The organism is Laspinema palackyanum D2c (genome assembly GCF_025370875.1).
Taxonomy (GTDB): domain Bacteria; phylum Cyanobacteriota; class Cyanobacteriia; order Cyanobacteriales; family Laspinemataceae; genus Laspinema; species Laspinema palackyanum.
Window position 1 is genome coordinate 1 of sequence record NZ_JAMXFD010000011.1, and the last position, 22001, is coordinate 22001.

The following is a 22001-nucleotide window of genomic DNA, read 5'->3' on the forward strand; positions in this document are numbered from 1 at the left end:
GATGCGATTAATAGCAGCACCAATTCTCTGTTCTTGACCATTGGTCCTGGAGATTTCTTGGTTCACCATGCGATCGCTTTGGGTCTGCATACGACTACCCTGATTTTGGTCAAGGGTGCGTTGGATGCACGGGGTTCTAAGCTGATGCCGGATAAGAAAGATTTCGGCTATGCTTTCCCTTGTGATGGTCCGGGTCGTGGCGGTACTTGCGATATCTCAGCTTGGGATTCATTCTACCTGTCGATGTTCTGGATGTTGAATACCATTGGTTGGGTGACCTTCTACTGGCATTGGAAGCATCTGGGTATTTGGCAAGGGAATGTGGCTCAGTTTAATGAGTCTTCGACCTATTTGATGGGTTGGTTGCGTGATTATCTGTGGCTGAATTCGGCTCAGTTGATTAACGGGTACAACCCTTATGGGATGAATAATCTAGCAGTTTGGGCTTGGATGTTCTTATTTGGACACTTGGTTTGGGCGACTGGATTCATGTTCCTGATTAGCTGGCGCGGTTATTGGCAAGAACTGATTGAGACTCTGGTTTGGGCGCATGAGCGCACTCCTTTAGCGAATTTGGTTCGTTGGAAGGATAAGCCGGTGGCGATGTCGATTATTCAAGGTCGCTTGATTGGTTTGGCTCACTTTACGGTGGGGTATATCCTAACTTATGCGGCGTTCTTGATTGCTTCGACGGCTAGTAAGTTCGGTTAACCTGTGACGGGTAATTAGTTGAAAAAACCCCCTGCTGTTATGGCGGGGGGTTTTTTTTTGAGCTTTTTTGATAGGGGGTGCGATCGCCAGAATGGGGCCAGGGACAAGAAACCGGGTTTCTAGCAACATCTGTAATTGTCAACAAAAATTTAGTCAAGAAACCCGGTTTCTAATTGGGCAATTGGGCAATACTATAATTAACAAATCTAGACTAATAAAACACCAATAAATGACCCGATTTATCTACGACGAATTCACCAAAAAATACATCCAGGAACTGTTAAGGCAATTAGGTCAAACTGAAACCAGCAAAACTATGGCGTCCCAACGGCGAGAAATTGATATATTTTTCACGCCCAACCCGGCGGAAAACATCGGCGATGCTAGTCACCTCGGCTTACTGGGAAGATTGGCAACAACTCCAGCGGTGTTTGAACCCTTTAGCAATCCAGTTAAACCCAGAGAAATTTGTAGTTGTCTGGTAAAACTCTTAGATATTAAGGCAGAATTTGAACGTCAATCTGTCAGGGAAAAAAGACGAATTACTCCCGCAGAATCACCCCGGTTGTGGATGATGACTCCCACTGCATCCGCCGCAGTATTAGCCGATTTTGGCGCAACCTTAGACTTGGAAAACTGGATAAGCTGCGTTTACTTTCTCCCCAAGGGACTACAAAGCGCGATTATCGTCATCCACCAACTACCACCGACCCCAGAAACCCTGTGGTTGCGAATTTTAGGCACAGGCAAGGTCCAAAAACAAGCCCTGCAAGAATTATACCAACTACCACCGGATAATCCCACGCGAGAAACCGCGCTAGCATTACTGTACAACCTGCGTGAACTGCTAGAAGCTCGGCAAAATTTAGCCCCTGAAGAGAGGGAGTTAATTATGGAACTATCACCCCTGTATTTACAACGGTTACAAACTGTTAAAGAAGAAGGCATCCAGCAAGGAGTCCAGCAAGGCATCCAGCAAGGAGTCCAGCAAGGACAGCGGCGGCTGGTGGAAAGCCTACTGCAAGTGAAATTTGGTACCGTGGATGCCGAATTAGCTCAGATTATCGAGGCGTTAATCGAAATTCCCCCATTGGAGCAAGCTCAGTTGATTTTGCAGCTATCCCGCGAGGAGCTTTTAGCTCGGTTTTCCCGTGACTTGTGAAGCTGGGGGGATGGACAAGAAACCCGGAAAGAAAAGAAACCGGGTTTCTAGCAACATCTGTGGTTTTTATCAAAAATTTAGGTAAGAAACCCGGTTTCTAACTCTGGGGGTGGGACAAGAAACCGAGTTTCCACAAATGACAAATGACAAATGACCGCCAAAAGTTATATCTGAAATCTTGATGAGCAAAAGCTGATGAACCCTAAACCTAGACCGATCGCCTCCTTTATGGTTACCCCGCTTTACCTATTGGGCAGTTTATTGTTAACCAGTTGTTTCGCCATTCCCCTGGGGTCATCGGGGGCTGAAGTGCACGGGTCATCGGAGCTTGCCTTTGGGGCTAAACGCACCGCTGAAATCGATCGCATCGTTGCAGACAGCCTCTGGGAAAATGGGCCCGGTGTAGCGGTGCTGATTCTTGATCAGGGGGCAATATGGCAAAAGGGCTATGGTTTCAGCGATGTGGGAGCGCAACGCTCGATTACGCCGGATACGGTGTTTGATTTGGCTTCGGTATCCAAGCAAATGACAGCGATGGGGATTTTGATTCTCATGGAGGCGGGAGAATTGGAACTAGAGGATGCAGTCATCGAGCATCTGCCGGATTTTGCAGAGCCCAACCCCGATGACCCGATTTTAATTGCTGATTTACTCTATCACACTTCGGGTTTAGCGGACTATACAGGGGATGCTTGGCAGGGGACAGATGCGGCTTTTGCCCGGTTAACGGTTGAGGATCATTTGCAATGGTTGAATACCCAGGATATTGAGGGCGATCGCGGCGTTGAATTTGAGTATAACAATAGTGGTTATGCTCTTTTAGCCTTAATCATTGAGCGGGTTTCGGGGCAATCTTTTGGGGACTTTATGGCGGAGCAGATTTTTATGCCCTTGGGGATGAATAATACCGTGGTGTTTACGGATTTAGCGCAACAGATCCCCAATCGGGCTGAGGGCTATGCGGTTTCCCCCGAAGGGACGTTTAACCCCTCTGCGTCGCCTTCAGTGATTGCGGGGGATGGCAATATTTTTAGTTCGATCGCCGATTTAGCCCGGTATGATCAGGGGTTACGCAATGGCGATCTCGTGGAACCTGCAACCTTACAATTAGCCTTCACATCGGGAACTTTGGATGATGGCGAATCTTTTGCCTATGGTTTAGGGTGGGGAGTGGGCTCGGACTATGTGGAGCATAGTGGGAGTTGGTACGGCACAAGCACTTTTTATCGCCATTATACGGAGAAGCCGGTGACAATCATTGTGTTGTCCAATGATGAAAATTATCCGGTGGATCAGTTGGTGGATGATCTGGCGAAGTTGCTGGGATATTAAGTTACAGCCCCTAACACCCCCTTAATCTTTATAAAAAATGGCGATTGCCTGACTACAATGGGCTTTCCTAGTCCCATCCCGGCATTTCAGTGACTAGGGGAACTCCAAAAAAGAAAATATAAAAAACGTTCGTTCGTAGTGACGGATCAACGGAGTAGCCTCGTCAATGTAGGGGCGCAATGCTTGGGGCGCAAGCATTGCGCCCCTACAGATACCTTCCTTTCAGTTGAACCTTTGGAGGATTTATATTTTGCAATCCCCTAGAATGAAACAGCCCTAATGTCTTGGGGAAGGGACCGAGGCTAGGAAGATATCAGGAGGCAGAGCCTCCGATTTGGCATTCCCTGGCAGAGCCAGGGAACGAGGGTGAGAACGAGGGTGAGATACATTCCCTCAGCAGAGCCAGGGAACGAGGTTGATTACTCGGGTTGACCTGTTTTCCTCAAGGTTTCTTGGGAAACTTGTGTCCATTCGGTATGGAAGAATTCACCCCGGGGTTTATCGGTGCGTTCATAGGTATGTGCGCCGAAGTAATCCCGTTGGGCTTGAGTGAGATTTTGGGGGAGCCGATCGCGGCGGTAGCTGTCGAAATAATCTAGGGAGGCACTAAATGCCGGAACGGGAATCCCCATTTTATTCGACATGGCAATCACATCCCGCCATGCTTCTTGGCGGTCCAAAATCGTTTGTTTGAATTCCGGTGCTAGAAGCAAGTTCGGTAATTCGGGATTTTCATCAAAGGCTTGCTTAATTTTATCCAAGAAAGCTGCCCGAATAATACAGCCGCCTTTCCAAATCCGGGCGACTTCACCCAGATTTAAGTTATATCCAAACTGTTTGGAGGCTTTGCTCAATAAATCCATGCCTTGGGCGTATGAACAAATTTTAGAGCAGTATAAGGCATCGCGAACCTTATTGATAAACTCCTGAGTATCTCCATCAAATTTGATACTCGGTCCAGTTAATTGCTTAGAAGCAGCCACCCGTTCCTCTTTGACGGAAGACATAATCCGGGCATTCACCGCAGCGGCGATCGTGGGAATCGCAACGCCCAATTCTAAGGCATCGGCAGCAGTCCAGCGTCCGGTGCCTTTTTGTCCGGCTGAATCCATAATCATTTCCACTAGAGGACCGTTGGTTTGTGGGTCGAGGTAGCGGAAAATCTCTGCGGTAATTTCAATCAAAAATGAGTCAAGTTCTGGGGTGGTATTCCATTCCGCAAATACTTTCTGTAACTGGCGATGATCGAGTCCGACAATGCTCTTGAGGAGGTCATACGCTTCGGCGATGAGCTGCATATCGCCATACTCGATGCCGTTATGCACCATTTTCACATAGTGACCGGAACCGCCAGGGCCGATATAGGTGACGCAGGGACCATCATTCACTTGGGCGGCGATCGCCGTCAGAATGGGTTCTAAGTCGCGGTAGGCTTGTTCAGTCCCACCGGGCATCAAACTGGGCCCCTTGAGCGCCCCTTCTTCTCCACCGCTGACTCCCATGCCGACAAATCCGAGTCCGGTGGATTCCAAGTCTTTGGTCCGGCGTTCCGTGTCTTGATAGAGGGAATTCCCGCCATCAATAATCATGTCTCCCTCTTCTAATAAGGGCCTGAGTTGAGCGATCACCGCATCCACGGGACCCCCGGCTTTCACCATCACCAGGATGCGACGGGGGCGTTCTAGGGACGTTACAAACTCTTCTAAGCTGTAGGTAGCTTTGACCTGTTTCGTGCCTCCTCTGGCGGCCATGAATTTATCGGTGACGCTGCCGGTGCGATTGTAGACGGCTACCGGAAAGCCGCGACTTTCGACGTTGAGGGCCAGGTTTTCTCCCATGACGCCTAGACCAATCACACCAAATTTCTGCTTACTCATAACGTTTTGGGTCTCGTTGTGTTTCTGTCTCTTACCTTTTTTAGGGTAGCCCGTTCAGAGTAATTCTTCAGTTGACCCCTATTGAGAACTTTATCTCTAATTTTCCCCGAGATTGCCGGAGTTACTGGCACTCAAATGTTTGCCAACACTTTGCTAGAGGCACTCTGGCATTTCTACTGCAACGGAAAAAGGGATGATTCGCTGTTGACCAATTCTTGACAAATGAATCTGATTTGGAGGGTTGCGTCTCGGCAAATCATTAGGAATAGGGGAGGACTCCTGTGCCTACGGGTTGCGATCGCCTCGCTTCCAATTCCACTGAACCCCCCAATATCCTGACTTCCACTCCAAACCCAGCAGGATCGTCTTGGGGGAAGATCCGATCGCCGTCTCTGGAACGGTAGAATGACCATTGTAGAGACGAACGGGTGAGTCGTCCATGTAGTAGACAGCAGGGGGAACCGGCATTATGCTTCCATACATCCTGGCCTTAGCCGTCGCGGTGGGTAGCTTCGCGATTTATATGGCCGCTTTCTTTTTTCCAGAAGTCCATCGCAAAGGCGACCTCATTTGGAGTGGCGTTGGACTATTTTATGCCTTAGTCTTATGGTTCTGTGCGGGCCGGATTTCTGGGGCGGTCCTGTTAGGACAAATGGCGAGTGTGGGCTTATTGGGGTGGTTTGGCTGGCAAGCCTTAACTCTGCGCCGACAAACGACCCCACTGGCGGAACAAACTCCCATATCTGGCGAGGAAATCGATCGCCTCACCGGAGGGTTAACGGCGATGTTTAAAACCAAATCCGCACCGAAACCTCAAACGATCCCCCAACCTGTCCCCCAAACGGCAATGAAGGTTGAGGAGCCCGCAGTCGCCCCCCCTCCCGTGGCGACAGTTCCAGAGGTCTCCCCAGTCCCAGTGACCCCGAAACCTGTGACTCCGGCAAAACCAGCGGCGAAGGTGACCACCATCCCACCGAAAACCCCTCGATTTGCCGATCGCTTCTCTTTCTTGTTTAAAGGTAAAGACAAAGATAAAAACAAAAATAAAACTCAAGCCAAACCCACCCCAGGGCCAAAAACTCAACCCCAACCCCCTGCTGAGGTGGCCTCAGTTCCCAGTCCTGAACCCACCCTGGTCCAGCCTCCGGTTCCCGTAGAACCCCCACCGGCTGAACCCATCCTAGTCCAACCTCCGGTTCCCGTGGAACCCCCACTGCCAGAACCCGGTTTAATCGAACCGGAAGCGGAGGTGATCCGTCTGGAAATGCCTGTGGAAGTACCAAGGGAGGATGCTCCCGAGGAGCGACTAGAAATGCCGGCGGCAGCAGCACTAGAAGGCGCTACGGTGGAATCTCAGCTGTCCGAGGATGATGATTTTGGCTTTGACGATGATGATTTAGAAGGTCCGGGGGTCACGAAAGCAGATGCGAAAGCCGTCGCCGAAACCATAAATCCCCCACTGGATGAACCCGTTAAGCCCTCCCTGAACAAAGTGGCGGCTAAATCAGTGACTCCCGTGGCTAAAAAACCCCAGGGTCCAAGTTTATTGACCCAAATTAAAGCGGGAATCCAAGGGTTGCTGAATTTCCGCAAGTCTCCTCCGGTTAAGCCTAAAGCACCGATTTCTCAGCCGGTTGAGACGAAAACGGAGGTTGAACCCAAACCGGCGATCGCAGTGGACTCGATTACCGTGGAGTCCTCCCCGGAAATCTCTGACACCAAACCGCCACAAGAAACGCCGACGGTGGTCATCACGACTGCTGATGTTGTGGTGGAGGTTACGGTGCAGGCAGGGGAACCCGTGGAGGTGGTGACTTCTGCCAATCCGTCAGGGGAGGAAGTAATAGAAGCAATCATCACGACGGATGAGGGAATTGTGGAGGAACGGGTGCTGGCGGCTATTCCACCGAATCCACCAGAAACGGAAGCATCAGAGCTCGTTGGGGAGTCAGGATCGGAAGTTTTACCGGAAGGGAGACTGACTCCTGAACCTGTTGAGGAATATGCTCCAGAAGTGGAACTCGCACCCCCTGCGGAAGCGGTGATTCCGATAGAGGATCGGGTAGTCGAGGTGATTGAGGTTTCTGAACCTGCGGTAAAAGTGACTCCGGCAGATCCGGCTGAGTCGGAGTTGCCACAGATGGAGAGCAATCCGTTTTTAAATCGCCCACAACGGCAAGATCCGGCAGTAGTTGAGGATACCTCAGAATCGGGGGAGGCTCAGGGTCAAGTTACTCTACCGGCTGATAGCGACCCTACTTCGCAGAAGGAAGGGAATTCATAGGGTTCAGTTGAACTTTGGGAGTGCCTTGCATCTTGCTCTCTATAGCTATAGCGAGTAAGATGCAAGGCACTCCTATTAGCTATGGGTACCTCATACTCCATACGGTACTGATAAGTCTAGAAAAACAACCGGCATCAAGCGGTATGTGTAGGGGCTGCGAGGCGCAGGCCCCAGGGGGCGCAATCATCGAAGCCCCTACCATCCGTTTTTATAGCCCTTTAAATACCGTATGGAGTATCATGAGTCTGGGAAACGATATCGACTCGGTTTAGAGGAAGAAACGACTGAAGTCGGGACGTTGAACATCCGGAAACGACTGAAGTCTGGACATTGAACTAAGAGAAAGAATTTTGATTATTCGTGAATGCGACCGTCTGGCATGATGGCTCCGGTTAATTTGGTGCCAATTAGCTTGACAAAAAGGCGGTCTTTTGTGCCGATTTTAGCGCCCCGTAGGTCAGCGCCAGTTAAATCGGCTCCACTTAAATCGGCTCCGATTAAATTAACATTTTGTAAGTTGGCATAAGTGAGATTGGCTTGCAATAAATTGGCGCGGAATAAGTTGGCTCCTTGCAAGTTGGCTCCGGATAAATTAATTTTGTGTAAAAAGCCATCACTAAGGTCCGCTTGACTAAGGTTAGCATGGCTTAAATTTCTGCCGGATAGGTCTTTTTCTCGCAGGTTTTGACCCCGCAAGTCGGCTCCGGTTAGGTCGGGATTGTGCGGTTTGTGCGATCGCCGTTGACCCTGAGCATGAGCGTGGGTCCGATCGCCGGGATGGGGAGGATTGGAGTAGGTGTAACCGGCGCTGGATTTGTTGGTTTGGTATCCTGACGAGGGCCGATCGCTGGCGCTGGGTTTTCCCGGACCGGATCTGAGGCGATCGCGCGCTTCGTTAATTTGTTTTAACTTATCTTGGGCTTTGGAAACCAAACGGGCATTATCCTTGGGAATGCGATCGGGATGCCAAATAAACGCCAAATCTTTATAAGCCTGGTTCACTTCCTCTAGTGATGCTCCAGGCTCTAACCCCAGTTCTCGATAGTATTGATCCAGCTCGTTCATTGGCGATCGCTCTACGCTCTTAATAGGAAGTGGCGTGATTGGCTCCGAACTGAAGAAAAAATGCTCCCTCGGTTCGGGGTTAACCGTTTCCAGGGTAACACCTGAAGGGAAGGTTTGGCCTGTGCCTCTCTCCCCTTGCTCGTCAAGACTGTGATCCTGCGGTGCGTTGTGGAGCAGACGGGTTTGCCTCTTGGAAGAGGGGATGCTAGACTAGCGAGGGTTTTGGGCTTCATGACCCTTGCATCCAGTCGGGATGTAGTCGTCTCTTAAAACAGGAGACTCTCCCAGGTAGCCGCATCCCCTCCCCCAGGAACTTTAGGCGGCGATCGGGTCTTTGAAATTAAACACTAATCTCAAATTTGGGGTAATCCCAATGCTTAGACCTTCTGGGTTGAGCCTACCCGGTTAAAAACTAACCCGAGTGCAATCAATTTGACAGATTAGACCCGTTTAATTGTTATTTAATCAACTCACGCCCCCTAAAATTTCCCAAGGATTTAGCTCCCATGTATTGAGTTTACAATTACCTGACCTAATATCAAGTTCCCCAATCTGCTGCGGTTTCATTAAAACTCCCCCAGCAATTATTTCCGAATGATTCGGCTGCTTTACAACCCTTGATTGAGGTAAAAATGTCCACCTACGAACAGTCCCGTCAGTTTCCACAGATTCCCTTGGCCGCTAATGAGCGATCGGTCCTGTTATCTATATCTCGGATAGCCAGCATTACGGTTATTTTGATTGGCTGTATGGTCATCTTCGGATGGATGTTCAATATCCCGACGCTCAAAAGCATTGTCCCTGGATTAGTGACCATGAAAGCCAATACCGCGATTGGTTTTATCTTGGGAGGAACTTGCATTAGCTTATGGCATCGAGGGTCCAGAGAGAGTCAGAGCAGGCGAATTGCTTTAATTTGCGCCATCTTGGTTTTGCTCCTAGGGTTGTTGACTTTAATGCAATATGGGTTGGGCATCAATTTAGGGATTGATGAACTGTTTTTTAAAGAATCTGTGGGTGCTGTTGCTACGGCGACCCCCGGAAGGATGGCACCGAATAGTGCCTTGAATTTTCTGTTGTTGGGTTCGGCTTTGCTGCTGATTTGTATTCCCCGACCGAACTATTTAGCGGCGCAATTTTTGACGATTTTAGGATTTTTAATTGCGTTTTTTGGGTTTTTGGGGTACTTGTATGGCAATGCCTTTTTTTATCGCTTAGATAAAGCATTTACCGCGATGGCATTGCATACTGCGGTAGGATTTATCGTGCTGTGCTTGGCGATGCTGTTTGCGCGTCTTGATGTGGGAATTATGGCCGCGATCGCCAGTCCCACCGCAGGGGGATTGATGGCGAGACGGCTTTATCCGGCAGCGATTATTATCCCTCCAGTCTTATGTTGGATCATTTTAATCGGTTGGCGGGGAGATTTATACACGGCAGAGATGGGAATTTCTCTCCTCGGTATATTAAATGTGATAGTTTTTTCCGGGTTGATTTGGTGGAATGCCTGGACCCTAGGACAGATCGATCGCCAACGGCTTCACGCAGAAACCAGCCTGAAAAAGGCATTTGAATCCTTAGAATACAGGGCGAAAATGCAGAAAACTCTATCTACGGAGTTGGCAACCGCATTTTCTCAAATTAGAACAACTATGAATGAATTGGAAGCCTCTGCAAGTGCTACAGCAGAACAAGCGAAGGCGGCAGATGCTCAAGCTCATCGATCGCGATCGCTTTCATCGGGAGGAAAGGCGGCGGTGGACCGGACTCAAACTGGCATGAATACGTTAGAACAGAAGGTGGGCGCGATCGCTTCTGAGATTACCCAGACTCAACAGCAAGCGGCTCAAATTGGGGAGATTTCTCGGTTGGTCAGTCATTTAGCCACTCAGACCAATATTCTGGCGTTGAATGCAGCGATCGAAGCAAGTCGGGCAGGGGAGCAGGGAAAGGGTTTTGGCGTCGTTGCCAGCGAAATTCGGTCTTTAGCGGACCAAAGTAAGGTACTCGCACAAAAGATTAGTAACTTAATTAATGATATCCAGATGGCAGTCGCTTCTACGGTGGCGGTAACGGAAGAGGGCATCGAAACGGTACAAACTGGGGTGGCGATCGCTCAAGAAATGGCGGAGGCATTTGATGGGGTTGCTCAAGCAATCGACAATATTTTTGTTAACAATCAAAATATTGCCCTCACCGCCCAACAGCAAGCAGCGGCGATCGCTCAAGTGGTTAATGTAATGAATGCGATCGATCTCAACCCTCATGAAACCCTGTCCAGACCCGGGGATGCTTGAGGGGCTAGACGACTCCCTGACCCGCAGAAATCGTTCTCTAGTGGGGATGGATACCGGATCAAATCAGTCAGTCTTGACCGACAAGGAAACCAAGTAACCCCTTTTGAGGATTGATTTTAATCAAAATAGAGTCTTTTCAAAATCGCCTAAATTGTATGCCTGTAAAAGGATTTGGATGAAGGAGTGCAGATCAAACCCCCGGGAAAATTTAGATTTATTTTTGATTTGGGTTGACAGATGCGGGTGAAATCAATCATAATTAAGTTTTGATGAGCCTCTTTAAAGAATAAGTCTAGCTCAAGGGTATGAAATTAACCGATCCCTAGCCAACACACGAAATGTAACTCCCAAATAGAATGAGGTAAATTATGGCAGTTAACTTATTGGATGCGGATTTTTATCGCGCTGCTAATTCAGACTTGCGAGGATTAAATAATCAGCAAGCTTTGGAGCATTTAGTAAACTTCGGTTTAAATGAAGGACGGGTATTTTCACCCACGGTGGATTTAGACTTTTATCGGCGGAGTAATCCCGGGTTAGGTGCTGTTGGGTTGACGACCCGCAGGCAACTCTATGATCATCTTTCCAGCTTTGGAGTCCGAGAAAATCGCCCCTTTTCATTAGTTTTCAATCCGTCTGTTTATAACAGTAGAAATCCCGATCTGGCAGCGGCAGGAGTGGTCGGGAGTGAGGCCCTGTTTAATCATTACCAAAACTTTGGGATTCGCGAGGGTCGTCCTTCTGCGATCGCCTTTGATACCAAATTTTACGAAAGCGTCAACCCAGACTTACGGCAAGCGGGATTGAACAACCGGCAGTTAGTCGAACACTTTCAATTTATTGGGGCGAATGAAGGGCGGACTTCCTCCCCAAACTTTAATGTCCGCTTCTATTTAGCCGCTAACCCCGATTTAAATCAAGCATTTGGGTTCAACTTCCGGCAGGCATTTGAACATTATTTATCCAGTGGAATACCAGAAGGACGGGTGGCGACTCCCGGAGGGACACCTCTGCCCCCATTACCCCCACCGCCACTGCCACCAGGACCGCCTACCCCGGCAGGACCTGGAAACACCCCACAAACGGCTTTAAATGCCGGGGTGCTCACGGGAGTTCAAACCTTTAATCAGTCTATTTCTAATACAAATCCTAATGATTACTACCGCTTTAGTTTGAATGGACCAACCAACTTAAATGTGGTCATCAATGGCATGACTCAAGATGCCAGTCTCGAACTATTTTTTGATAGTAATAATGATGGAACGGTCAATGCCACGGAACGGGTTGGCCTTTCCGCACAACCCGGAACTCTGCAAGATTCCATCACGGGATTTTTCACCGCAGGTAACTATTTTGTGAATGTGTCCCAGGGGGTTGCTGGGGCGGAAACTCCGTACAATTTGAATTTGATTGCCACCCCAGTCACCGGAGATGTAGGGGGGAACAGCGCGAATACAGCGACCAATCTGGGAATTTTGTCCGGGACTCGCCGAATCGATGACTTGGTGGGGAATGCGGACCCTCAAGACTATTTCCGGTTTGTGCTCAATGATGTGAGAAACGTTAATTTATTGTTAACGGGTCTCAATGATGATGCAGACTTAAGACTGTATCAAACGGTGAATAATAATGGGGCGATCGAGCAAGGAAACTTGATTGCTCAATCCATTCAAAGTGGGACAACACCGGAAGCGCTCAGTCGCAGTTTAACCCCAGGCGATTACTTAGTGCTAGTCTCTCCTGGGTTCCAGGGTGTGAATACGAATTACAGTCTAACTCTGTCTGCATAGGACGCTCAGTCCGCCGATTCCATCCAGAATAAACGCCTCTCAAAAGCAAATGCTCCCGCTTTTGAGAGGATTGCAAAATATAAATCCTCCAAATGTTCGTAGTGACTCATGAACTGAGTCATCTTTAAAGAAACCCCGTCAAGGGGTTACTACGAACGTTTGGGTTTTATTTTTTGGAGTTCCCTAAGAGGCGTTTTTCATGCGAGTGTGGTGCTGATTGTGGATGTTTTTTGTGATACCCAATTCGGGTATCACAAGTCGTTGTTATAGAGTAGCCTGGGTCGGGGGCTTTGTCCGTGGAGCGGGACCCTTGAGAGTGCGGGTTTTAACAGGCTGGCCCTGTCCAACAACAGGTTTTAGCGGTTGAACACTTTTAGAGGTTTAGATTCCCTGATGTCCTCTATTATCTCCCATTCGGTGTGTCGTGCCCCTCCAAATTTTGGGGCCAGGGAAACGGAGCAATCTAGGGGCAAAAATTTCAGGTTGGGAGTTCCTTGAGATCGGGGTCTGGGTCCCCCCACCAGATGGGTTCAGGATTGATTGAGACTTTCCTCAAGGGATAAATTAAGCAACGAGCTGGCTACTTTTCCCGGTTTTGGTTAATCTGTAAATCCCCTTGCAGAGGGATGTTTGTCCGGTTTTGACATATTTTTTTTAATCTAGGTGATTATTTTAGATCAGATTGGGGGTACTCTGGAACCAGAAACAGTTTAGGGCGATCGCCAATTTATTTAAGGAGTTGAAATTTAGCCCAATGACTGAACAGTGCAGCCATTCAGTCCGCTGAGTCTATCTAAACTTGAAATGTTTTAAAGGGGTCTCTATTTGACTAAAAATTCTCTATACCCACTACAAAACTCCGGCTATTCTCCGGTCTCATCCAGCAAACTCAAGATGATTTCTGAGAGCAAAAAGCTTTTTTGTAGCAACGGTGTAGTTGAGGATAACAACAAGCCCACAAAGATTAGGACTTGTTTAAAATTGACCCACCAAATGAGAGTCTGATGCAAATTTATATCCATTAAATTCCACAGTTTTAGGGGATAACGTGGGATTCAACTCGGACGCCACAGGTTACCTTGCTCGCTAGATTGGCCACCCCCAAATCGGGGAAGCTCAAAGGGCGATATCGCTGTTCAGTCAGTTGACTCCGAAACATCCCGGATCTAGATGTGAACTGATATGCGGTTGTGTGGATTTCGGTGGCCGATGGTGCTGTCGAAATATCCGGTCTGATTGATTTGAATTTTGTTCTACATTGCAGAGAACTTTGCCTCATGTTAGAAAGCAGTGAGTTATTTGACCCGAAGTCTGTCCTCGACCACAATAGCGAACCCTTCACCGGAATTGCTTCGGGTTCATTCAGTGAAGCTTTCCCCGGGACGATCGCCGCATTAGGAGTCCATCCCCGCCAACCCAATGCTTTACAAAACCCCGAGTCTATTCCCCAAGAATTATCCCCTCGGGAATCTGCCATTTGGGAAGACTTCACCCGCTTTTTCCCCGGGGTCTCCCGGAAATCTGACCGGCCCACGGATCCTCTGGAAACCCTAGGATTGCAAATGCTCTTAGTGAGGATGACAAAACCCCCGAGTCCCGCAGATGTAGACTCCCTGACGGATGATCCAGAGGTTCTCGCCGTCACCCGCGATCGCCTCACGGATTGGAATAGCGACAACTCTCCTTCGACCCCGAGCTTAACGGACAGTCCTGAAAATCCCTTACAGACAGCAGGACGCATCGACCCAGAACCCGGGGCGGGGGATACCATCGCTACTGCTATTCCCATCGAGATCTCCGGATTAGAAACGAGCGATCGCGCCTTGGAGTTTCAACCGAATCAGACCGTTGTCGGACAAGTGAGTGCTAACAATCCCGAAAACTTCTATCGCTTCACCCTTGATCGTCCCGGAATTTTCACCGCTGATCTCACCCAGTTGACGGGAGATGCTGACTTACGCCTAGTTCGAGATTTCAACGGCAATGGCATCATTGATCCAGTGACCGATCGCAATGGCAATGGCATGATCGATCCTGAAGAAATCGAAATCATCGCATGGCAACCCAATCGCGGTATTACCAATGAATCCATCCGCCAATTTTTAGATGCGGGCACTTATACTCTGCAAGCGATCGCCTTCAATCAAAACACTGCCAATTACACTCTCCACACTCAATTTACCCCTAGCCCCACTGATCCGCAAGCCTTTTCCCTCGAACTCAATTTCGGACCGGGGACCGAAACCCTCACCGATGCCCATCGGCAGACCATCCGCAAAGCCGCCGATCGCATTGAACAAATGGTGATCCAAAGTCCCTTTAATGCTCCCCATACTATCACCGTCGATATCGAATCCGGGGATTTCGGACCGGGATTCGTGGCATCCGCAGGACCAACTAGAGTGCGACGGCTTGATGCTGCGCCAATCCCAGTCCACGGTGAAGTGGTCTTCAACACCAACCCCGAGAGTGACCTCCTGGATTATCCCCGCTACCTGTATGATACAATGGTTCACGAACTCACTCACGTCGTGGGATTTGGCACCTTGTGGGAAGACCACCATGCGATCGCCGATCACGCCCAGGGATTATACAATGCCAATACCTTTGCCGGACAGGTGTATGGGGAAATGAACGGCACCTTCATTCCCACTCCCGTCGAACTCACCGTTAACGTAGGGGAGGGTTCTGACTTGGGTCACTGGCGCAAAAATCCCACCTTTGACAACGAAATTGGGGTAGAATCTGGACATCCCAATGAGCAGCAAGTCACCAGTGCATTAACCCTCGCCTCTTTACGAGATCTCGGTTGGACTGTTAACTATGGCGCTGCTGAAGAGTACATTTTACCCCAATTTAGGACCCAAATCGCTTAATCCGGACATCTTGCACTAGTGGCAACACCTATAGGGGTTTGAACCTTTTAGCCTGTAGAGGCGCTTTTTTATAAGCGCCTCTACGGCGGGGGATAAATCCCCCGCCTAACAGCTAAAGTCGTCTAAAGACGACTGAAAACACCACTGTATCAGACTTGCAGTCGGTTTTTAACCGACTTTAGCTATGAGGCCGCCAATCGATTTATCCCCCGCCGGTTGTTGAGAAGGGTGCAAGATGTCAGTTGAAACCGACTGAAAACACCACTGGATCAGACTTGCAGTCGGTTTTTAACCGAATGCAAGCTATAAGATTTATCCCCCGCCGGTTGTTGAGAAGGGTGCAAGATGTCAGTTGAAACCGACTGAAAACACCACTGGATCAGACTTGCAGTCGGTTTTTAACCGAATGCAAGCTATAAGGCCGCCAATCGATTTATCCCCCGCCGGTTGTTGAGAAGGGTGCAAGATGTCAGTTGAAACCGACTGAAAACACCACTGTATCAGACTTGCAGTCGGTTTTTAACCGAATGCAAGCTATAAGGCCGCCAATCGATTTATCCCCCGCCAGTTGTCTGTTCCTACAATCGAGAGTTAGATTCCCGAAATGGTGTCACTCCTGCTAAAGAAAAATATGATAAGATCAGGGTAGAGAGCCAATTTAGGCCGATCGCCTGATTCAAACCTCTGAAGCGATCGGCCTAAATTGGACCCAGTTGCTTAACAGCCGAGAAGAGTAGATTGTGTTAGACCCCACCAGCTTATTTAACGAAAGCTATTACCTCAGCCATAATCCCGACGTGATGGCGGCAGTTAGTGCTGGTATTTTAACCAGTGGATTCCAACATTTCATCGAGGTGGGTCAATTTGAAAATCGCCAACCCAGCGCTTGGTTTGAACCGGATTTTTATTTAGCCTTATATCCCGATGTCAGGATGGCAGTGACTGAGGGAGAAACGACAGCCTTTCAACATTTCATTGAGACGGGTCAATGTGAAAATCGCGATCCGATCACGGAATTTTTTACCGATATTTATCTCGCTCATAACTCGGATATTGCTACAGCAGTGACAGGGGATTTACTCACCGCTTATGAACATTTTGTAGCGTCGGGACAAGGGGAAGGACGGTCACCCGGACCTAACTTTGATGCTACATTTTATTTGACCCATCATCCTGATGTAGCGGCATTAGTGAGAAAGGGACAAATGAGTGCAGTGGAACATTACCTGCTATTCGGCGCATCGGAGGGACGTGCAGCAACGGAAAATAACGCCCCCCTCGCCCTCAACGAAACCCTAGAATTGGGGGTACTGGGGACCCGAAACCTCACCGGGGCAACTTCCCCAGACACCTCACCGCAACTCTATGGGTTTCGCGTAGATAGCCCGAGTCAAGTGAGTTTACTTTTGAGTAGACTGAGTGATGATATCCAGGTCACCCTGTATCAGGACCACAACGGCAATGGAGTCCTCGACTTTACCGAGGCGATCGCCACCGATACAGAACCCGGAACCCGCACCAAACTCTTGAACTCCGTCTTAAATCCAGGGGATTACTCCCTGGCGATCGCCTCCCCAAACGGCGAAACCTCCTATCATCTAAGTCTGTCTACCGTCCCCCTTTCCAACTCCTACCCCAATCTCACCGAAACCCAGCAATTCTCTCTCCAAGAAATCGGTTCCCTCTCCTCACAAGTCCTCCTCCGCAACTTTGTAGAACCCAACAACTCCACAGACATCTACCAATTTACCCTCGATACAACCACCCCCGTTCAGATCGAACTGAATGGATTAACGGCTGATGTAGACTTATTTTTAGTTCAGGACTCCCTGGAAAGCGCCCAAATTCTCGCCGAATCCACCACCCCAGGCACTCAACCCGAAACGATTACCCACACTGCCTTAGAACCGGGAACCTATTCCGTATGGGTAAACCCTGTAGAAGGAGAAACCGAGTATCACTTGAGTCTTTTCCCGGATATCTCCCCAGATTCAGAAACTCGCACTCTGGACATCCCTCCTCCAATGTTTGACCCGAACTTTGGGTTTGGGTTAGTGGATGCTGCCGCTGCTGTAGCGCGCGTCTTGGGAGAACCCACACCGTTTCCCCAAGTCCCCAATCCCATCCTCAATAATTATGCCTTAGATGCGCTTAATGCACCCGCTGTTTGGAACCGGGGATATACCGGAGAGGGAGTGGTGATCGCGGTTTTAGATACGGGAATCGATCTCACCCATCGGGACCTCCAGGGGAATCTCTGGATGAATGTCGGTGAAATTCCCGGCAACGGATTGGATAATGATGGCAATGGGTTTATTGATGACTTTCATGGCTATGATTTTGTTGAGGGGAATGGGAATCCCTCCTTTTCTTACTCAACCGAACGTCATGGGACGCACCTAGCGGGGATTATTGGTGCACAGAGAAATGGGATTGATGGGACTTTCAATGGGGGAATCCCGTTTGATGTCACCGGAGTGGCATACAATGCGACGGTAATGCCGGTGCGTGTTCTGGACGATCGCCAGTCCTTCGATGAATTTGAAATCGCCGTCGCCAATGGAATTCGCTATGCCGTAGACAATGGTGCACAGATATTGAATTTGAGCTTAGGGAATTTGCCCGGAGAACCGCCTACAGAAAGGATTGCTGATGCTTTGCGCTTTGCGCGCGATCGCGGAGTCGTCGCCGTCTTTGCCTCGGGAAATCAAGGATCAGCCAGGGCCACTCAACCGTCCGATCCGGCCATTCGTGCCGCCGAAGGACTAGGAATTGCCGTGGGTGCAGTCGATCGCGATCGCCGAGTCGCCCCCTTCTCCAATCCCGCCGGGTCCGCCGTTGGTCCCTATCCTTTCCTGGTAGCACCCGGAGTTGGCATCCGTTCCACCACCCCCAATCAGAACTATTTTACCATAGACGGCACCTCAATGGCTGCCCCTTATGTTTCTGGGGTTGTTGCCTTGATGTTGCAAGCTAATCCGAATTTAACCCCTGCGGAAGTGGAACGCATTCTCATCGAAACGGCCAACCGTTCTAGCGTCTGGGTCTAAGTCGGTGAACTCGCCACCGTAACCGCAAACCCCAACGGGTTCTAGCCTCTGGGTTTAATCTGAGAAACTAGCCTCCAGAAAAAGGTCATCGGGACTTGGACCAGGCCCGGGAGCAGTCCTTGGCTTACCGATGATTTTAGCCTGAAATCCAAATTGTATCTATATATAACTCCAAAGCAAATCTTCTCCCTTGTAACTAATCGAGTTTTTATCGCAATCTTTGTTATGTTACCCTTCTGGTCGGCATTGGGATTGATTTTTGATTTTGAATGAGGGGTTAAAAGAGTCATACGGAATTCGGTTGTGATAGGTCTTTAAAAACGAATAGGCCCTTCGACTCCCCCCCCCTTCGACTGCGCTCAGGACAGGCTTCGACGGAGCTGCGGGACAGGCTTCGACGGAGCTGCGGGACAGGCTTCGACTGGCTCAGGACAGGCTTCGACGCCCTTCGACAAGCTCAGGACAGGCTTCGACAAACTCAGCGCTCAGAGCTCAGGAGGCATTGCCCACCTGCACAGAAAGGTGGGCAGTGCTCACCCTACTTTTAACTACTTTTAACTACAAGAGTAAAATAGGTTTTTTACAACCGGATTTGGTATAAAATCAAGGGAACTTTTATCCTATCATAAAATAAAATAATTTTTTTTTGACGAGGATAGAAATCTTTCTAAGGTTTCGGCGGATAAATTAGAAAGAATTGATAGAAAAGTGATAGAAATAAACCCTCAGAGCTGATACAATCCACAAATATTTCAATTCTTAGCCTCCCAATTGAACTGAATGTTGGATATTAGTCGCTTGTTTGAGGAAAGTGCGTATATCACCCAAAACCCTGATGTAGAAGCGGCAATCGCTACCGGGGTTTTCAAGAGTGGATTGGAACACTTCATCAATTTTGGTCAACGAGAAGGCCGGAATCCGAGTATTTGGTTTGACACCGCCTATTATTTGGAAGAAAACCCCGATGTTGCCGAAGCCGTGGCAGCCGGAACCCTCTCGGCGATCGAACATTTCGTAAATTTCGGACAATCCGAAGGGCGGGATCCGATTTTGGAGTTTTTCACCGACTTTTACCTGGCGGCTTATCCCGATGTAGCCTCAGTCGTGGCAGCGGGAGTCATGACCCCCTATCAACATTTTCGGGAATTCGGGTTAAGTGAGGGTCGCGAACCGGGTTTTGGGTTTGATCGCCCGTTTTATTTAGCCAATAATCCAGATGTGGCAGCCGCAGTTAACGCCGGTCAAGTGAGTGCGATCGAACATTATCTGAGATTTGGGAAAGCCGAAGGACGACTGGGGACGCCGACCCTAGATCTGAATGCTGCCACAGACTTGGGATTGCTGGGTGTGGAGCAGATCAATAGCGTCCTGAGCGATCGCAACCCTCAACAACTCTACCGCTTCACTGTAGAGATCCCCAGTGAGTTTGACTTGGAACTTGGAGGGTTAAGTGCCGATGCCGATGTCGTCCTGTTTCAGGACCTCAACGAAGATGGCGAAATCGACTTAGAAGAAATCATCGACCTCTCCGCCAACGAAGGAACGACACCGGAAGTGATTCGGCGCGGGTTGGCTGCCGGGACCTACTTTGTGGGAATTGAGCGGTTCGAGGGCAATACAAACTATACTGTCCTCCTCTCCACCGTTCCGCGCCCCGATGTCCCCCCAGATAACGTGGGCAATACCCTCAGTCAAGCCTTCGATTTGGATGTGGCCTTGAGAGGTCCCCTCAGCAATCAAGGCCAGGTTCCAATTAATCAAGTGTTGGAATTAGAAGGATTTGACCAGCCCCAGGTGCTCGGGGATTTTAACCCCAGAGATATCTATAGTTTCACCATTATTGCACCGACTCGATTTCGGTTGAATCTGGACCAACTGAGTGCGGATGCAGATGTGGCGATCGCCGGTGACCGAAATAAAGATGGGGTAATTTCTTACGACGAAATTATCATCAGTTCTGAAAATGAAGGCATTCAGCCCGAGGAAATTTTCATTCCCAAACTCTCTCTCGGGGAGTATTACATCATCGTTGAACCCTTCGAGGGGGAGAGCACTTATAACCTGACGGTAGAAACCACAGCCATTCAGTTTCCACTCTCAGAAGCCTTAGAAGTGGGAACATTGAACCCCACCCCCCAAACCTTAACAGGAGCCTTATCCGAGACCAATCTAGCCGATACCTACCGCTTTAATCTCACCAGGCCCAGCGATATTCAAATCAACCTGGAGGGACTGAGTACCACGGCAGAAGTTTATTTAATTCAGGATATCAACAACAATAGCATCGTTGAACGCGGTGAGATTCTCAGCAGCGCCCCCGGTCCAGAAAAGCTCCTGAGTAGCCTGTTTGCAACAGGAGGCTATAGCAGCGATGCAGAAACGTTTTCATTAGTTGGATTACCCGCAGGAACTTACTTTGTCGGCGTCAATCAGTTCGAGGGTGAGACCAACTACAGCCTGAGCCTCTCAGGAACACCAACCACGGGAAAATTTAACAGTTTGTTTGGGTACGGGTTAGCGGATGCCGCTGCCGCCGTCGCCCGTGCCCTGGGCGAACCGGCTTTAGCCCCGGCCCCTGATCTCACCAGTACCGCGACCCGGAACAATACGGGGGACTTGAATTTAATCAATGCCCCCGCCGTCTGGAACCGAGGCTTTACTGGGGAAGGCGTCATCGTCGCCATCTTGGATGATGGGGTGGACTGGAAACATCCGGATCTCGCCAGTAATATCTGGGTCAATCCCAATGAAATTCCCAATAATGGCATTGATGATGATGGCAATGGGTTCATTGATGATGTGCGAGGCTGGGACTTTGTGGATGGCATTAATAATCCCAGCGGGGGTCCGGAAGATTCTCACGGCACCCACGTCGCAGGCACCGTCGCAGCAGGGCGAAATGGGGTAGATATCGTAACCGGAGAGAACAGGCTAGAAATGAATGGAGTGGCGTATAATGCGACAATTATGCCCATCCGCGTCCTCGGAGAGTCTAAGTCTAATCGCGATGAGGACTTCGATCCAGTGGCGGAGGGAATTTACTACGCCGTGGAAAATGGAGCGCGAGTGATTCAAATGAGTCTTGGCCGGAATCCGGGAGCTCCTCCTTCCCTGCAAACTCAAGAAGCCCTGGCATTTGCCCGATCAAGAGGGGTTGTGGCGGTGATTGCCGCAGGCAACGAGCGGGATACCTATGGTGCAACCCAGCCTGGAGACCCGGCGTTTAATGCGCGCAACAATTTGGCGATCGCGATCGGTGCAGTCAATCCCGCCAATCAATTAGCAAGCTTTTCTAACCCGGCTGGCCCCTCTCCCTTGAATTTTATTGTTGCCCCGGGTGTTGATGTCTTGTCTACCTATCCCAATCAAAACTACGAGCTTGAACAGGGAACCTCAATGGCTGCCCCCCATGTCTCCGGGGTCGTGGCGCTGATGCTGCAAGCCAATCCCAACTTGACTCCGGCTCAAGTGGAGCAAATCCTGATTGAAACCGCACAACCGCAGGGGATTACCTTTGCATTGGCATAAAGCTAAAGCGGTAGTCCCGGATCAGAGTT

The 22001-nt window shown here is 49.5% G+C and carries 11 protein-coding genes and 1 pseudogene; 9 read left to right on the forward strand and 3 right to left on the reverse strand.

The features are described 5' to 3' along the window. The 3 genes and pseudogenes from psaB to NG795_RS14450 all read left to right on the forward strand — a co-directional run. Positions 1-711 (forward strand): annotated as a pseudogene (gene psaB / locus NG795_RS14440) (photosystem I core protein PsaB); the annotation flags it as partial. Positions 712-940: 229 nt separating this feature from the next. Next, a complete protein-coding gene (locus tag NG795_RS14445) occupies positions 941-1873 on the forward strand; it encodes a hypothetical protein (protein WP_367289363.1) in 933 nt (310 codons plus the stop codon). Positions 1874-2068: 195 nt separating this feature from the next. After that, positions 2069-3205 carry a serine hydrolase domain-containing protein gene (locus NG795_RS14450; RefSeq protein ID WP_367289364.1) on the forward strand — a complete coding sequence of 379 codons (1137 nt, stop codon included), beginning with the start codon at positions 2069-2071 and terminating at the stop codon, positions 3203-3205. A 419-nt stretch (positions 3206-3624) separates the two neighbouring features. Here NG795_RS14450 and gnd read toward each other — a convergent pair whose 3' ends face one another. Further along, the gene (gene gnd, locus NG795_RS14455) at positions 3625-5082 is read right to left on the reverse strand and encodes a decarboxylating NADP(+)-dependent phosphogluconate dehydrogenase (RefSeq protein WP_367289365.1); all 1458 of its coding nucleotides are present in this window, start codon (positions 5080-5082) and stop codon (positions 3625-3627) included. A gap of 285 nt (positions 5083-5367) precedes the next feature. Continuing rightward, a complete protein-coding gene (locus NG795_RS14460) occupies positions 5368-5550 on the reverse strand; it encodes a hypothetical protein (protein ID WP_367289366.1) in 183 nt (60 codons plus the stop codon). A gap of 1 nt (position 5551) precedes the next feature. On the opposite strand from NG795_RS14460, the gene NG795_RS14465 reads away from it, so the two are divergent. Then, the gene (locus NG795_RS14465; protein ID WP_367289367.1) at positions 5552-7366 is read left to right on the forward strand and encodes a Ycf66 family protein; all 1815 of its coding nucleotides are present in this window, start codon (positions 5552-5554) and stop codon (positions 7364-7366) included. Positions 7367-7720: 354 nt separating this feature from the next. Here NG795_RS14465 and NG795_RS14470 read toward each other — a convergent pair whose 3' ends face one another. Further along, positions 7721-8431 carry a pentapeptide repeat-containing protein gene (locus NG795_RS14470; protein ID WP_367289368.1) on the reverse strand — a complete coding sequence of 237 codons (711 nt, stop codon included), beginning with the start codon at positions 8429-8431 and terminating at the stop codon, positions 7721-7723. 632 nt (positions 8432-9063) lie between these two features. On the opposite strand from NG795_RS14470, the gene NG795_RS14475 reads away from it, so the two are divergent. The 5 genes from NG795_RS14475 (at position 9064) to NG795_RS14495 (ending at position 21972) form a co-directional block, all read left to right on the forward strand. Continuing rightward, the gene (locus NG795_RS14475) at positions 9064-10728 is read left to right on the forward strand and encodes a methyl-accepting chemotaxis protein (RefSeq protein WP_367289369.1); all 1665 of its coding nucleotides are present in this window, start codon (positions 9064-9066) and stop codon (positions 10726-10728) included. 368 nt (positions 10729-11096) lie between these two features. After that, on the forward strand, positions 11097-12518 hold the full coding sequence (locus NG795_RS14480) for a pre-peptidase C-terminal domain-containing protein (RefSeq protein WP_367289370.1): 1422 nt from the start codon (positions 11097-11099) through the stop codon (positions 12516-12518). A gap of 1277 nt (positions 12519-13795) precedes the next feature. Beyond that, complete coding sequence (locus NG795_RS14485; RefSeq protein WP_367289371.1) at positions 13796-15394, forward strand: M8 family metallopeptidase; 1599 nt, start codon at positions 13796-13798, stop codon at positions 15392-15394. Positions 15395-16134: 740 nt separating this feature from the next. Continuing rightward, positions 16135-18444, forward strand: a complete 2310-nt coding sequence (locus NG795_RS14490) for a S8 family serine peptidase (RefSeq protein ID WP_367289372.1) — start codon at positions 16135-16137, stop codon at positions 18442-18444. Between the two features lie 780 nt (positions 18445-19224). Then, on the forward strand, positions 19225-21972 hold the full coding sequence (locus NG795_RS14495) for a S8 family serine peptidase (protein ID WP_367289373.1): 2748 nt from the start codon (positions 19225-19227) through the stop codon (positions 21970-21972). The last annotated feature ends 29 nt before the right edge of the window (positions 21973-22001 follow it).